Consider the following 13,907-nt stretch of genomic DNA (forward strand, 5'->3'; position numbering starts at 1 on the left):
AAACCTTAGCCTGTCATAAACTATATGGCAGGCTTCTTTTAAAGACTTATTTATATTAAGTAGAATAAAAACAGTACTGGATTCAGATGTAATGCTGAATAGAGTATTATTAAAATATTGCTTTGGGTGAGAGCAAAAAGAAACCTAACCAAGGTCGCAACTTGATTAGGCTATTTAAATTTCAGGAAAATGGACAAATCGCAAAAAGCGAATCACCCAGATTATGTTGAGATTTATACCATGTTTATTACCATTAAAGGTAAGCGCGTGCACCGTGCAAATGGTAGACCTTTCCATTTTTACGTAAAACGTAAAAAGTAGGTTTCTCAACTAGTGTTTTAGCAATTTAATTTTAGTTATTAATTTTGAGGATAAACTTTTTATTCTCATGGCACGGATCGCTACTAAAGTAAGTTTGTCAGAATCAGAAAAAACCGAACTGAGCTCAATTATAAAAAAAGGAACGCACAAGAGTCGCAAAATAACTCGTGCAAGAGCCTTATTATTAATGAATTCAGGTAAATCAAGGATTGAAGTTCAATCAGAATTAGGCATCGACAGTAACCATTATTATCGCATTAAAAAGCGATACTTTGCCGGAGGGCTATCTAATGCTTTGGAAGAACGCCCCAGAAGTGGTCAACCCCCTATCGTTACACAACGCTTGGAAGCACAGATTACCAGTATGGCTTGTAGTGAGTCGCCTGCCGGCTCTGCCCGTTGGACTTTATCCTTATTGAACCAAAAAATGGTTGAACTTAACTATGTTGAAACTATATCCAATGAATCCATCCGGCAAGTTTTAAAAAAAGCAGGCTTAAGCCTTGGTTAAAGCAAATGTGGTGCATTGGTATCATCAATGGCGAATATGTTGCCACTATGGAAGATGTTTTAGATTTGTACGCTCAACCTCAAGAGGAAGGGATTGTCCGTTTATGCTTTGATGAACGTCCTTGTCAACTTATTGACCATGTGTTGACACCCATTCCGGCTAAAGCTAATTGCACACAAAAACAACATCAGGAATACCTAAGAAATGGCGTTTGTAATGTGCTACTGGCTTACAATATGGATACCGGGCAACGGCATATAAAGGTTACCACCACAAAAACTAAAGCTGATTATAGCCACTTTATGCAGTGGGTGGTCAAAGAACATTATCCAACTGAAACTAAAATCAAACTTGTTCAGGATAATTATCAAACCCATTCCTATGGGGCATTTTATGAAAATTTACCCTTCGAAGAGGCCCGGCAACTCAAAAATAAGCTGGAATTCCATTTTACACCTAAACACGGCTCGTGGTTAAACATGGCAGAAATGGAATTTTCATCCCTTGCACGCCAGTGCTTAGACAGACGAATCGCAAATCAGGAAATACTTGAATCCGAGACTCTTATTTGGCAAAAGAATCGAAATCTAAAAGCGGTAAAAGTCAACTGGTCGTTTACAACTGAGAAAGCTCGTGTAAAACTAAAAAACAGATACATAGAAATTAGCAAAATTAATACATGAAATTAAATTGCTAGAACACTAGTTGGTTAAGGGGCTGTTTCTAGGAAACGGTCCCTTTTCTTTTTCGTTGATGTAAATAAAGAAGATAAGAGCCACATTTGCAATATCAATATTCGTTTTTATGTAAAAATAAAATTTATAAAAAACGGTTTGAAATGTTCAAATAAATATTAGACAAGGATAAATGTGGTTTACTCTACCCAACTAAAAAGCTACTATTATGAAAATAAAAAAGGGAAGTGGAATTTTGTGGTGACCAAACTACAAAAAACACATTCCCTATGAAGCAATACTTCACCAACGAAGTTAAACAAGTTTTGGACAAAGTAGCAATCGTTAAAAACTTAGCCCGCAAGAAATTTATTACCAGCTTTGTGCTGGCTTTGATTCAGAGCAGAAAGGTACAGTTTTCTCATCTGGCTCATTATCTCAATGATGAAGCCAAAATAAGTTGTAATCAGGTAAGGATACAGGATTTCTTTCGGGAAGTAGACTTGGATTATCAAGCCTTAGCCTGCTTGCTGTTATGCTTTCTGCCTCAAGGAAAGATTAGCTTGTGTATAGATCGAACGGAATGGGATTTTGGTCAGTGCCAAGTCAATATATTGATGGTAGTTGCCACAAGTGGAGTGCTGCATGTGCCGCTGTATTGGCAGTTATTGGAGAATGAAAGTGGTAATTCGGCTACAGATGATAGGAAAGCCTTCCTTAGTCAATGCATTGCTTTAGTAGGCAAAGAACGCATTGGTATGGTAGTGGCTGACAGAGAATTTATTGGCCACAACTGGCTTTCTTACTTGAAGAGCCATGGTATTCTGTTCTGCATCCGTGTGCCCAAACATCATCTGATCACACGCCTGGATGGCAGACAGCACCGGGTAGAAGAGTTGCTTACTAAAGCTAGCGAATTGTCTTTAGCCGATTGTCTGGTAGATGGTGTCTGGGCTAATGTATATATAAAGAAACTCAGAAGTGGAGACATTCTGTTTTTATTAGGTACAGTTAAGGTAGGTCTGCTTGGACAACTCTATAGAAAAAGATGGACCATTGAAACCTTATTTCAGAATATGAAAGGAAGAGGCTTTGATTTGGAGTCTACTCACTTGAAGCTTACAGACAAACTCAAAAAATTGATCGGTCTGGTAAGCATTGCCTATGGCTTTTGTTTAACTTATGGCTTGTATTGTCATCAAAAAATTAAAGCCATACCAAAAAAGAAACACGGTTACAAAGCTAATAGTTTTTTCAGGTATGGTCTTGATTGTATCGGCTATGCTATCAGAGTAGAATGGAACAAAGATTTGATTGCTTTTCAAACCCTTATGCGATTGTTGAGCCGGACTTTAAGACAAGTATTTCAGTCTAGTAGATTGCCTAATAAAATAGTTGGGTAGAGTAAATGTGGTTACACAACCAATATAAAATAAATATTCCATGCGTGATGGCCCGAAAAAACAGCGGGCAATGCGTTGGCCCTGAGCAGGGAAGCATTGTTTTTTCTAGATTTTTCTTTGCTTACTTTCTTTGTAGCAATGACAAAGAAAGTAAGGACGGCGTAAGAGTTAATCGACTATATAATCAACTAAATTTAGATATTACCTCAGATAATCACATGCAGCAGATTCTGCTGGCTGTCCATGTGACGTGCGTATAAGATCGTATCGGTATAGCCGATCCAGATTTCCGTATTATCTGCCAATTTGTATACATAAATGTGAATGCCGCTGCCTAAATCCTGATCCGGCTCGCCAAACCTCTCCACAATAGCCTCATACTTCATTTGGGAATGTATCTGTGTAAAATTTTCGTACTTCCGGCTTTTTACACCGACTTCTTCCTTGGAACAGGCGGTAGTGGTTAACACCAGCAGAAGGGTGATCAGGAGAATTCTATTCATGGCTTACGCTTAAAGGATATATACCTATGACCCGCTTTTGCCGGAAAAGGTTGTATGGCTTGCTCTGTAAGCAAGCTTTTTCAAACAGGGTTAAACAAGAATTATCCAGTTTGTTGTTTGATACATACAATTTCATTTATTTGCAGAAAACCATTTTTTTCAATTATGAGATTGCTACCTATTCTTAAATCTATTGTTTTCTTTATTACCTTAAGCGTACTGGGAATTCTTTCCCAGCCTTATACCGCATTTGCCCAGAAAAAAGACAAAGCCGGTAAATCATCCGGTTCTTTTACCAGCGAAGTGGGTTTACAGTTATATAGCCTCCGGGCAGAATTTCCCAAAGATGTAGAAGGCACCCTGGCTAAAATTCAGCAGATGGGCATTAAAGAAATTGAAGGAGGAGGTTTCTATGATATGAAACCAGAAGATTTCAAAAAACTGACTGAAAAATACGGCTTGGTTTGCCCCAGCATTGGTGCAGGCTATGAACGGTTCGATAAAGACATGGAAGGTATCATCCGGGATGCCAAAACTATGGGTGCAACTTATATAATGGTTGCATGGATTCCCCACAAAGGCGATGATTTTACAATTGAAGACGCAAAAAAAGCTGTAAGCGATTTTAACCGCTGGGGCGAAAAACTGAAAGCCAGTGGCATTAATTTTTGCTATCACATTCACGGCTACGAGTTCAGGCCCTATGAGAATGGTACACTGTTCGATTATATCGTAAAAAACACCAACCCCAAGTTTGTAAATTTTGAAATGGATGTATTCTGGACATTCCATGGCGGCGAAGATCCATTGAGATTGCTCAAAAAATATCCAAACCGCTTTAGCCTGATGCACCTGAAAGACATGAAAAAAGGCGAAAAAGGAAATAATACCGGCCATGCACCAGATGAATGGAATGTGCCTCTGGGAACCGGTCAGATCGCTTACAAGCCCCTATTACTGGAAGCACAGCGCCTGGGAGTAAAACATTATTTTATTGAAGACGAACATCCGGAAGCCATACACCAGATTCCGCAATCGTTGGAATACATCAAAAGCCTGAATGCGAGTAAGTAATATAAGTATGAAGTAGTGAGTATTATCTGTGCAATATTAATTTGATAATCGTATTCGTATTCTCTTAATAAATATCATAGTAAGCCGGCTTGCATAAAACTAGCCGGCTTTATTTTCTTCCAAGCACTTCGTATACCTGAATCTTATCCCGCTTTCCTTTCAGGCTCATCGGCTCCCAGGTTTTGAGTTGCAACAGGTGTTCTACTTTATGGCATACGGAGTCGCTGATGAGAATAGTATCCGGAAAATCTTTAGTAAGGCTTTCAATGCGTTTGCCGGTGTTTACCGTATCGCCAGTAATAGAATAACCTATATGGTCTTCGGAGCCTGTATTTCCAACAACTACTTCGCCAGCATTAATGCCGATGCCAATTTCAATCTTTTGCCCCAGCTTATCAAAGAAAACTTCATTGAGTTTATCGAGACGTTTCATCATTTCCAGGGCACAAAATACCGCATTCTGCTCGTTGTTCACCTGCGAAACCGGTGCTCCAAAACAAGCAAAGATCTCATCACCCACAAACTGGTTCACGGTGCCATTATGCCGCCGGATAGATTCCGTCATGGTGCCATAATAGGCGTTAAGCAGCGCCACCACTTCTTTTGGCGTAATTTGCTCACTAATGGTGGTAAAACCCCGGATATCGCAGAATAATACGGTAACTTCCTTTGTTTCTCCCTCAAAAATAGACTCTTCCGTGGATAGCAGCGCTTTTCGTACCACTTCTTCCGGAACGTATTTTTGAAATAGTTTGAGGGTTCTTTCCTGCTCATGCACCCTGGTATGCAATTCTTCCAGCAACGACTTATTATTCTGTTGCAGTCGGAATAACTGGCAGGCATTATCAATGGTCATTTTTAGTTCGCCACTGTCCCAGGGTTTTGTAATATAGCGGAATACCCGGCCAGTGTTAATGGCATCAATAATTACTTCAATATCACTGAAACCAGTCAGAATCATGCGAATGGTATCCGGATAGGCAGGAATCACTTTTTCCAGAAACTGTACGCCGGTCATCTCAGGCATACGCTGGTCAGTAATGATCAGGCTGACTTTTTCATTCTGGAGAATTTCCAATCCAGCCTTGCCGCTGTTGGCTGTATAAATGGTATAATGCCGGCGGAATGCAGCCTTAAACGAAATCAGGTTCTGCTCTTCATCGTCCACATATAATATACTTAGTTTTTCGTCTTGCATCTGTTTGATAATAGTTTATTCTGTAGTCGGTTTTCCTTCACTTACATTGTATTTCCCATGTACCACATATTTAAGGTAAGACAGCAAACCAGTCATTTACCCTCCCTTATATCCTAAAAAAATTCATGTAGCCTTATGTAACTGGTAAAGTGATGATGAATTCCGTTCCTTTACCTGGCTGCGAAAATACCCGGATTTCTCCTCTGTGTTTCTGAATAATGCCATAACTGATAGATAAGCCCAGGCCAGTTCCCATCCCCACTTCCTTGGTGGTAAAAAAAGGCTCAAAAATACGTTCCTTCACCTCCGTGCTCATGCCCGAACCAGTATCTTTGATAGAAATATGCACCAGCTTGCCTTCCTGCCAGGTTTTAATATAAATATAGCCTTCGCCGGAAATTGCCTGAATCGCATTAGTAAGAATATTCATAAACACCTGGTTCAGCTTACCCGGATAACTTTCGATCAGCGGAATGTTGCCATAGTCTTTTTCGATGGTGACACGGTTTTTAAACTTATGGCGTAATAACATTAAGGTAGAATCCAGTCCGTCATGGATGTTGGCAAGTTTGGTTTCACTTTCATCCAGCCTGGAAAAATTCCGGAGGCCGATTACAATTTCCTTGGTCCGTTTGGCACCTTCATCAATGCCGGTGAGAAGTGCTTTTATTTCCTCCATCAGATAAGGAACATCTATATGCTCCATTCCCTGCTCAATGTATTGCAGATCAGCCGGTACATCTGGCGACTGGTGCAAGGCAATATACTGTTCAAGCAACGTTTGCAATTCCTCAAAATCGTGTTTGAGCGGGTCAATATTGGCCGACACAAAGTTGATCGGGTTATTAATTTCATGGGCAATACCGGCCGTAAGCTGACCCAAAGAGGCCATTTTTTCCGACTGGATAAGCTGCATCTGGGCATTTTTCAGGTCTTCCAGAATAGTATGCAGTTCTTCATTTTTTTTCAGCAGTGAATCTGTTTGCCGGGCTACTTCTGCTTTCAGCACTTCATTGTAATCTCTAAGTACCTCTTCGGCTTTTTTCCGCTCAGAAATCTCCCTGGAATTCATCACAATACCTTTTACGTCTTCATCCTGCAGCATATTTTTCAAGATTACCTCCAGAAATACATAGTGCCCTTTTTTATGCCGGAAAGGAAACTCAATTTTAGCCAGTGCGCCTGCCTGTTGTACTACACTAATATAAGTATCACTCACCATGGGCAGATAATCGGGGTGTACCAGTTCTGCGCCATTCAGGGTAATGTATTCGTCCATCGTATAGCCAATAATCCGTTCTACTGCCGGGCTGGCATAAAAGAAATTTACATCAGCATCTGCAATAGAAACTATATCAGTGGAATTTTCTATCAGTGAACGGAAGTATTTCTCTCTGGTAATGAGTTGTTTTTCAGCATATAAGCGGTCGGTAATATCATGCAGGGTAATAAGAAAACCCTGTACCGTTTCTTCCTGCAACAGATTCCGGATCATGGCTTCTACTTCTATCGCTCTTCCGTCTTTGCGTATCATCTGAATGCGTCTCAGGTAACTGCCGGTATGAGGAGCTTCCTGAGTAGTAAATCGTACATAGTCATCCAGAATGCCTTGTATGGCTTCAGGATGATACATATCCATACCAAATCCTCCGATCAATTCTTCTGGCGCATAGCCTAATACCCGTTCTACCGAAGGAGAAACATAGGTAATCACCCCATCTGCATTCCTGGTAAAAGTAACATCGAATGAATTTTCGAGCAGCGTTCTGAAATACTTTTCCTTCCGCACGATTTCTTCTTTGGCCTCTTGCTGCTCGGTAATATCTCTGAAATTAACTACCATTCCCTGCACCGCTTTATCTTCCAGTAGGTTTTTGCCAATTACTTCCAGACTCCGGTACTGTCCATTACTCAGGCGTACCCGCATCATATCTCTGAAAACAGTGCCCGGCTGAATAACGGTCTGATACATTTGTGCTTCCATACTCTGCCTGTCTTCGGGGTGTATCAGTTCCATTTCTGACTTGCCAATCAGGTATTCTGGTTCGTAACCATACTTGCGGATGCCAGGCGTAATGTAGGTGATAATTCCATTGGCATCGCACACCATTACATCGTCAAAGGTATTTTCAAGCAAGGAGCGGTAGAACTGTTCTTTCCGGCGCATTTCCTCCTGAGCTTCCATAAGCAAATTTTCATAGGCAGGTGGCTGAGCGTCTGTTTCAGATGGCAAAGAATCCATAGGCTGAACAGTAATCAGATACGTTGCCGGATCATCTGGCCGCCTGGCTTTATAGACCCTATGCGTTTGGCTGGTGTCAACCTGTTCTATAATGGTAAAATCATGCAGGTGTTGCATACATATTGAATTTTGGAATCCTCACCCTTGAATTGCCTGCGCAAGGACCAATACTGGTTTTGGCCTGTGTCTCTAATGAAGAGACTTTTACATGTATGGCTCCCTCTCAATTATCGCTGACTATGGGAATTCAAAAAGAAGAAGCGTAACTCAGAAACCCAGGGATGAGATTACAATGATAATCAAAAAGCACCGCATTCTTCTGAATCTGCCTGACAATCTCAATAGCCATGATATTAACCTACCCTTCGGTCTGTGATTGGAGAAGTATGATATAAATCATATTTTATTTTGCACTTTATCATTGGCTTCATAAAATTTATGTGTAAAATTTGTAAGGCAAATGCACCTGACCGTGCTGGCAAAAAGCCGTTGCAATTGATCAGCGAAGGCTGTAGTTATTGCATAGACTTTAAATGACTGATCTGCTCACCTATTTTCTCTGAATGCCTTATGAAAACCATTCTTGTACCTACCGATTGCTCCAAAGAAGCCATTCATGCCCTGGAAACGGCCGTTGTTATTGCCCGGCAAACCGGAGCTTCTGTACAGCTACTGCACGTAATTCAGACAGCTTACGACCGTGAGTATAACAGTGGATCCAGTATTCCAAAGGATATGAAAGAGAAATTAGACTATGCCAGAGAAGAAGTGTTCAGCAAATTAGAGAACATTATTAAACCGTTCCGGGAAAAAGACATTCAGATAGCGCCATATATTAAAATGGGCAGTGTGTTCCAGCAGGTATCTGAAATAATTACCAAAGAGAAAATAGATATGATTGTAATGGGTACCGGAGGTGCCAGTGGCTTGCTGGAATTGCTGGATGGTTCTAATACAGAAAGAGTGGTGCGCTATGCAAATTGCCTGGTATTGACAGTGGCCAGGAAAATTAATGACTTCAAACTCCGGAAAACAGTACTGGCTACCAATTTCAAAGATATTCCAAAAGCGTTTATCAGCAAGCTCAACCAGTTACAAGATAGTTTTGGCTTTGAACTACAAATCCTCTACGTAAACACTCCGCTCGACTACCAGACTACTTTTGCCATAGAAAAGCGCCTGGAAGCATTTTTAGATAAGCATGAGTTTAAAAATTATACCACCCATATTGTAGACCATTACAGCGTAGAAGATGGCATTACGGCTTTTGCCAAAAAAACAGGTGCCGATATTATAGCAATGGCTACCCACGGACGTACCGGATTAGCACACCTACTGGATGGCAGCGTAACAGAAAATATAGTGAATCATGCTGATAGGCCAGTATTAACATTTCATAGCTAAGTTTAATGCTGAAGGGAATAGCCTGACAGCCATTTCATCATTTATTCAACTATAACCTGCTGCATTTTCCACTATCTGATAAAGCTGCCATGAAAAATATACTCTGCCCCATAGACTTTTCTGAAGCGGCTACCAATGCCCTGTTGTATGCCAGCGATCTTGCCATAAAAAGTGGTGCCTGCTTACACTTGTTTCATACTTATTATTTTCCCAGCATCATTCCCTTTACGGAACTGTACTTGCAGCCGGAAATAAACCATGAATATGAGCCGGAGGTAAAAGCCAGACTCGAACACCTCATCAACTGGATCAATAAAGTAAATGCGCCTGCCAGTTTACAGGCTTCCTGCACAGTAAGATGCGGCCTGGCGGCTGATGGGATTGCAACCATGGCCAATGAAATAAAGGCAGATCTGATTGTAATGGGTACGGAGGGAGCCAATACTATAGCAGAAGAATGGATGGGAACGCATACCTCTAGTGTAATTAAACAAACCCGTTGTCCGGTGCTGGTGGTTCCGGCAAAGGCTATTTACCGGGAAATCAAACAGATGGTATACGCCACAGAGCTGGATGAGGCAGAAGAAAAGCAGGTAAAATTTGTTGCCAGGTTAGCCGGATACTTTGGCGCAGAACTCTTATTTCTGCATGTAGAGAAGGAGGAAATGGAAGCGGTACAGAACAATACCCTGCATAACATCCGGAAGTTATCCCGCCAGTTGCCTTATGATCATATCTCTTTTTTTATAAACGGAAACCGGGATGTACAGAAAGGAATTGACACCTTTGTACTTCAAAAGCAAGCGGATTTACTGGTAACAGTTACACATCACCGCAATTTTCTTCAGCAGCTGGTTGATAAGAGCCTGAGCAAAAAACAGGTTTTTCACAGCCGGATACCTGTACTAGTATTGCATAAATAGAAAACTTGCTTAAAATCATTTCAGAGGACAGACTCAAAAGCGGCACCTGCCGCTTTTGCATTTTCAGTAGCTCCGTACCTTTTCCATGAAAATTACAATACTTTGGAACGGAAAGCCTGTTAATTTAGCTATTACGATTGCTTGTTTACCAATTGTCAACCCACCATAAGCAGATGTAAACCTGCAGTACACCTTTGAAAATGAATGTGTTTACCTGGAGTGTACCCTATAAAATTGAATACTGATCTGTTGCGCTTTTACTTTGCCGGTACAATCTGACACACAAATTTTTAAGCCATCATGACACGCGTATCCTACAAAACTACCAGTTCTACCTGTCCATCTGCAACCACATCCGTTTCCAAATATTTACTTACGCATACAAATAACCATCCTCTTACCCAACCAGAGGTGGTGACCAATAATAAAAGTATACTTGACAAAACTGGTAGTTTTATGAAAGGAATCTCTTATAGTGCATTTAATATCTATAATATATATCTCCGGCTATTCATCATCTTTCTTTGTTTATTAACCGCTGCCATCATGCCTGCATTTGGCCAGCAAGCAGCTCAACCTTCTGCAACTGATAGTGTAACAAAGGCCTATTTGCAGCTAAAATTGTATCACCAGTTTTATAGCCAGATCGATGCCGAACAACGCTGGACCTATTTCCCGGCTGATACCGTGATACGTCCCGGGCAAGCCAGTGATCTGATTTATGGCATTCGTTCAAACCTGCTGCTGACAGGCGATCTTTCTGCCACACAAGACCTGGCAACCAATACCCTGGATTCATTGCTGGTGAAAGCACTTGCCAAATTCCAGTTTCGACATGGGTTAACGACTGATGGCATTTTCGGAAATAGTACGCTTCAGGCGATGAATGTGCCGGTAAGTAAACGGGTAGAACAGATTTCAATCAATATGGAACGCTGGCGGACTTATACCGGTGTAGCCACACAACCCTATATATTTGTAAACATTCCTGACTTTACCCTGCAAGTAATAGAAGGTGATTCGGTAGCCCTGAAAATGAAAGTAATTGTAGGCAAAAAAACCAGCAAAACGGTGCTGATGCAAAGTGAAGTAAAATACATCGTACTCAATCCTTCCTGGAATGTACCCCAGGGGATTGCAGCCAAAGAAATTTTACCCTTGTTGAAGAAAAATCCTCATTATTTGACGGATCACCAGATGCGTATTTACAGCAAACAAGCTGGTCAGCGTACCGAAATTCACCCCGACTCTGTAGACTGGCAAAGCATGACTCCGGCTAACTTCCATTACCTGGTTGAACAGATTCCCGGAGAAACCAATGCATTAGGCAAAGTAAAATTTATATTCCCCAATGAGTATGATATTTACCTGCATGATACGGCTCAAAGAGGCTTATTCAGCAAAACGGTACGTGCGATGAGTCACGGATGTGTCCGGGTAGAAAAACCTATCGAACTGGCCGCTTTCCTGCTACGTAATGATGCCGCATGGTCTGCTAAAAAGATCAATGAGTTTATTGCCAAAGGCACCGAAAGTACTGGTATCCGTTTGCGTACGCCTGTTCCGGTTTCTATCAATTATTTCACTGCCTGGACAGATAACAATTCTCAGCTTCATTTCCGCAATGATATTTATAACTACGATATTCCTGTTACAAAACCTGCTTTAAGCAGCCTGACCAGCAAAAAAATACAAGCAGACTAATATTAAATCATTGGTGGGTATTGATGGATATTTGTTAGAAGTATAGGGTAAATAGATAAAATATAGGAATCAAGATACGTAAAATTCATCTGTTGTTTCGAGTCAAACCTCACAGCCTGACAAGTGTTGTGAGGTTTTTTCGTTATCTCTTGACCAGCTCATTTATACAGTTATATTGCATAAAAAGTGTATGCAGTACTTGAGCAAAAGTATGGATGAACCCAAATTATTTACTATTGACTGGTACTACCTACCTATTATGTACCTTTACAATAAACCATCCTTTCGATTATGGAAATAAATGAGTCTGAAAAAACCGAAAGTCTTGTTGCATTTAGGCAAATTCTGGAGCATGTAACGGATGGCATTGTTACTTTTAATGAGACAGGCATCATTGATTCTGTTAATCCGGCCATTACAGTGCTGTTTCACTATACAGCAGAAGAGTTAATAGGGAAAAGTATCCATGAAATTATACCTCAGATACAGGTAACGAATGATCAAACTCTGGCTTCAGCCTTACTTGCTTTTACAGAAAAACCGCAGGAAGTACAAGGCCGGAAAAAAGATAGCTCGTTGTTCATTTGCCTTTTGCAGATCAGTCAGATGGAAACTGTAGGCAAACTCAAATTTACGGCTATTATTCATGATATTTCAGAATTGAGGCGGGTAGAATCTGCCCTGCGGGTGAGTGAAAACAAGATAAACGCCATTATTCAGAGTGCAGTAGATGGCGTAATTACCATTAATGAACGCGGCCAGATTGAAATGGTGAATCCTGCTGCTTCAAAGCTTTTTGGATACCATCCTGATGAACTCATGGGCAAAAGTGTAAACATGCTGATGCCCGAACCAGATAAGAGCCGTCATGACGGCTATCTGCATAACTATTACCGTAGCGGCATTGGCCGGATTATTGGCATCGGCCGGGAAGTAACCGGCTTGCGAAAAAACGGAACTACTTTTCCTTTTTACCTGAGTATAAGCGAAGTGAATCTGCCGGATAAACGCGTATTTACCGGTTTTATTCATGACATTACCAACCAGAAAATGGCGGAAGAAAAACTCCGGCGTTATGCGGCCGAACTGGAACGGAGCAACCGGGAATTACAGGATTTTGCTTATGTGTCGTCGCACGATTTGCAGGAACCTTTACGCAAGATACAGGCCTTTGGCGACAGGCTGAAAGCCAAAGAAGCAGAACACCTCAGTGATCAAGGCAAAGATTATATCGACCGTATGCTGAATGCGGCCTTCCGCATGCAGCGGCTCATTAACGATCTGCTTTCTTTTTCCAGGGTAACTACCCAGTCGCAGCCCTTTATCAAAGTAGACCTGAATATACTCCTCCGGGAAGTGCTTTCCGACCTGGAAGTAATGATTGATAAAACCGGAGCCAGAATAGAATTTGAAACCCTGCCAGCCATTGAAGCCGAAGCCATTCAGATGCGGCAGCTTTTTCAGAATCTGATTTCAAATGCGCTTAAATTCCGAAAAGAGGATGAAGCGCCTGTCATAAAAATATCTTCAAAACTTATTCAGCGTAAAGCACACCTGATCAGTACGCCCGGCGACGAGCAGGTGCAAATTTATGTGCAGGATAATGGAATCGGGTTTGATGAAAAATATTTAGACCGCATCTTTAATGTATTCCAGCGGCTGGATGGCCAGAAATACGAAGGTTCCGGAATCGGACTGGCCATTTGCCGCAAGATCGCTATTCGGCATGGAGGGGATATAACGGCCAGAAGTGAACCCGGAAAAGGTTCGGTATTTATAGTAACCCTGGCTTTAAAACAACCTAAAGAGGCAGTTTCTTAATTTTCTGTTGCAAATTTCCTATTGCATGTAAGCCGGCAATCTGCTTATTTTGGCATATACATGTGGTTACTGGTTTATTTTAGTAACGCTTACCAGCAGCCATGCATCCTTTTTTCGGGGTGTGAAGCT

General features: G+C 41.2%; 11 protein-coding genes. 8 read left to right on the top strand and 3 right to left on the bottom strand.

Annotated elements, in window-relative coordinates; all coding sequences use genetic code 11:
• Positions 1 to 388: 388 nt before the first annotated feature.
• The 3 genes from GXP67_RS13675 (at position 389) to GXP67_RS13685 (ending at position 2,909) form a co-directional block, all read left to right on the top strand.
• Positions 389 to 832, top strand: a complete 444-nt coding sequence (locus GXP67_RS13675) for a helix-turn-helix domain-containing protein (protein WP_162443629.1) — start codon at positions 389 to 391, stop codon at positions 830 to 832.
• 5 nt (positions 833 to 837) lie between these two features.
• A complete protein-coding gene (locus tag GXP67_RS13680; protein ID WP_162442409.1) occupies positions 838 to 1,515 on the top strand; it encodes an IS630 family transposase in 678 nt (225 codons plus the stop codon).
• A gap of 281 nt (positions 1,516 to 1,796) precedes the next feature.
• Entirely contained in the window at positions 1,797 to 2,909 is a 1,113-nt protein-coding gene (locus tag GXP67_RS13685; protein WP_162443157.1) for an IS4 family transposase, read from the top strand.
• A gap of 206 nt (positions 2,910 to 3,115) precedes the next feature.
• Here the strand turns inward: GXP67_RS13685 and GXP67_RS13690 are convergent, their stop codons facing one another.
• A complete protein-coding gene (locus tag GXP67_RS13690; protein ID WP_162443630.1) occupies positions 3,116 to 3,412 on the bottom strand; it encodes a hypothetical protein in 297 nt (98 codons plus the stop codon).
• A gap of 165 nt (positions 3,413 to 3,577) precedes the next feature.
• Here GXP67_RS13690 and GXP67_RS13695 point away from each other — a divergent pair, with 165 nt between their 5' ends.
• The gene (locus GXP67_RS13695; protein ID WP_162443631.1) at positions 3,578 to 4,486 is read left to right on the top strand and encodes a sugar phosphate isomerase/epimerase family protein; all 909 of its coding nucleotides are present in this window, start codon (positions 3,578 to 3,580) and stop codon (positions 4,484 to 4,486) included.
• A gap of 109 nt (positions 4,487 to 4,595) precedes the next feature.
• Here the strand turns inward: GXP67_RS13695 and GXP67_RS13700 are convergent, their stop codons facing one another.
• Both GXP67_RS13700 and GXP67_RS13705 read right to left on the bottom strand, forming a co-directional pair.
• The gene (locus tag GXP67_RS13700) at positions 4,596 to 5,684 is read right to left on the bottom strand and encodes an adenylate/guanylate cyclase domain-containing protein (protein WP_162443632.1); all 1,089 of its coding nucleotides are present in this window, start codon (positions 5,682 to 5,684) and stop codon (positions 4,596 to 4,598) included.
• 133 nt (positions 5,685 to 5,817) lie between these two features.
• Complete coding sequence (locus GXP67_RS13705; protein ID WP_162443633.1) at positions 5,818 to 8,043, bottom strand: PAS domain-containing sensor histidine kinase; 2,226 nt, start codon at positions 8,041 to 8,043, stop codon at positions 5,818 to 5,820.
• Between the two features lie 453 nt (positions 8,044 to 8,496).
• Here GXP67_RS13705 and GXP67_RS13710 point away from each other — a divergent pair, with 453 nt between their 5' ends.
• From GXP67_RS13710 to GXP67_RS13725, 4 genes are all read left to right on the top strand, one after another.
• Positions 8,497 to 9,330 carry a universal stress protein gene (locus GXP67_RS13710; protein ID WP_162443634.1) on the top strand — a complete coding sequence of 278 codons (834 nt, stop codon included), beginning with the start codon at positions 8,497 to 8,499 and terminating at the stop codon, positions 9,328 to 9,330.
• An 89-nt stretch (positions 9,331 to 9,419) separates the two neighbouring features.
• Positions 9,420 to 10,253: a universal stress protein gene (locus GXP67_RS13715; RefSeq protein ID WP_162443635.1), complete on the top strand. Its 834-nt coding sequence runs from the start codon at positions 9,420 to 9,422 to the stop codon at positions 10,251 to 10,253.
• Positions 10,254 to 10,553: 300 nt separating this feature from the next.
• Positions 10,554 to 11,957 (top strand): L,D-transpeptidase family protein, encoded by a 1,404-nt coding sequence (locus GXP67_RS13720; RefSeq protein WP_162443636.1) that lies wholly within the window; start codon positions 10,554 to 10,556, stop codon positions 11,955 to 11,957.
• Positions 11,958 to 12,248: 291 nt separating this feature from the next.
• Positions 12,249 to 13,778, top strand: a complete 1,530-nt coding sequence (locus tag GXP67_RS13725; RefSeq protein ID WP_162443637.1) for a sensor histidine kinase — start codon at positions 12,249 to 12,251, stop codon at positions 13,776 to 13,778.
• The last annotated feature ends 129 nt before the right edge of the window (positions 13,779 to 13,907 follow it).

This window comes from Rhodocytophaga rosea (genome assembly GCF_010119975.1).
Taxonomy (GTDB): Bacteria; Bacteroidota; Bacteroidia; order Cytophagales; family 172606-1; genus Rhodocytophaga; species Rhodocytophaga rosea.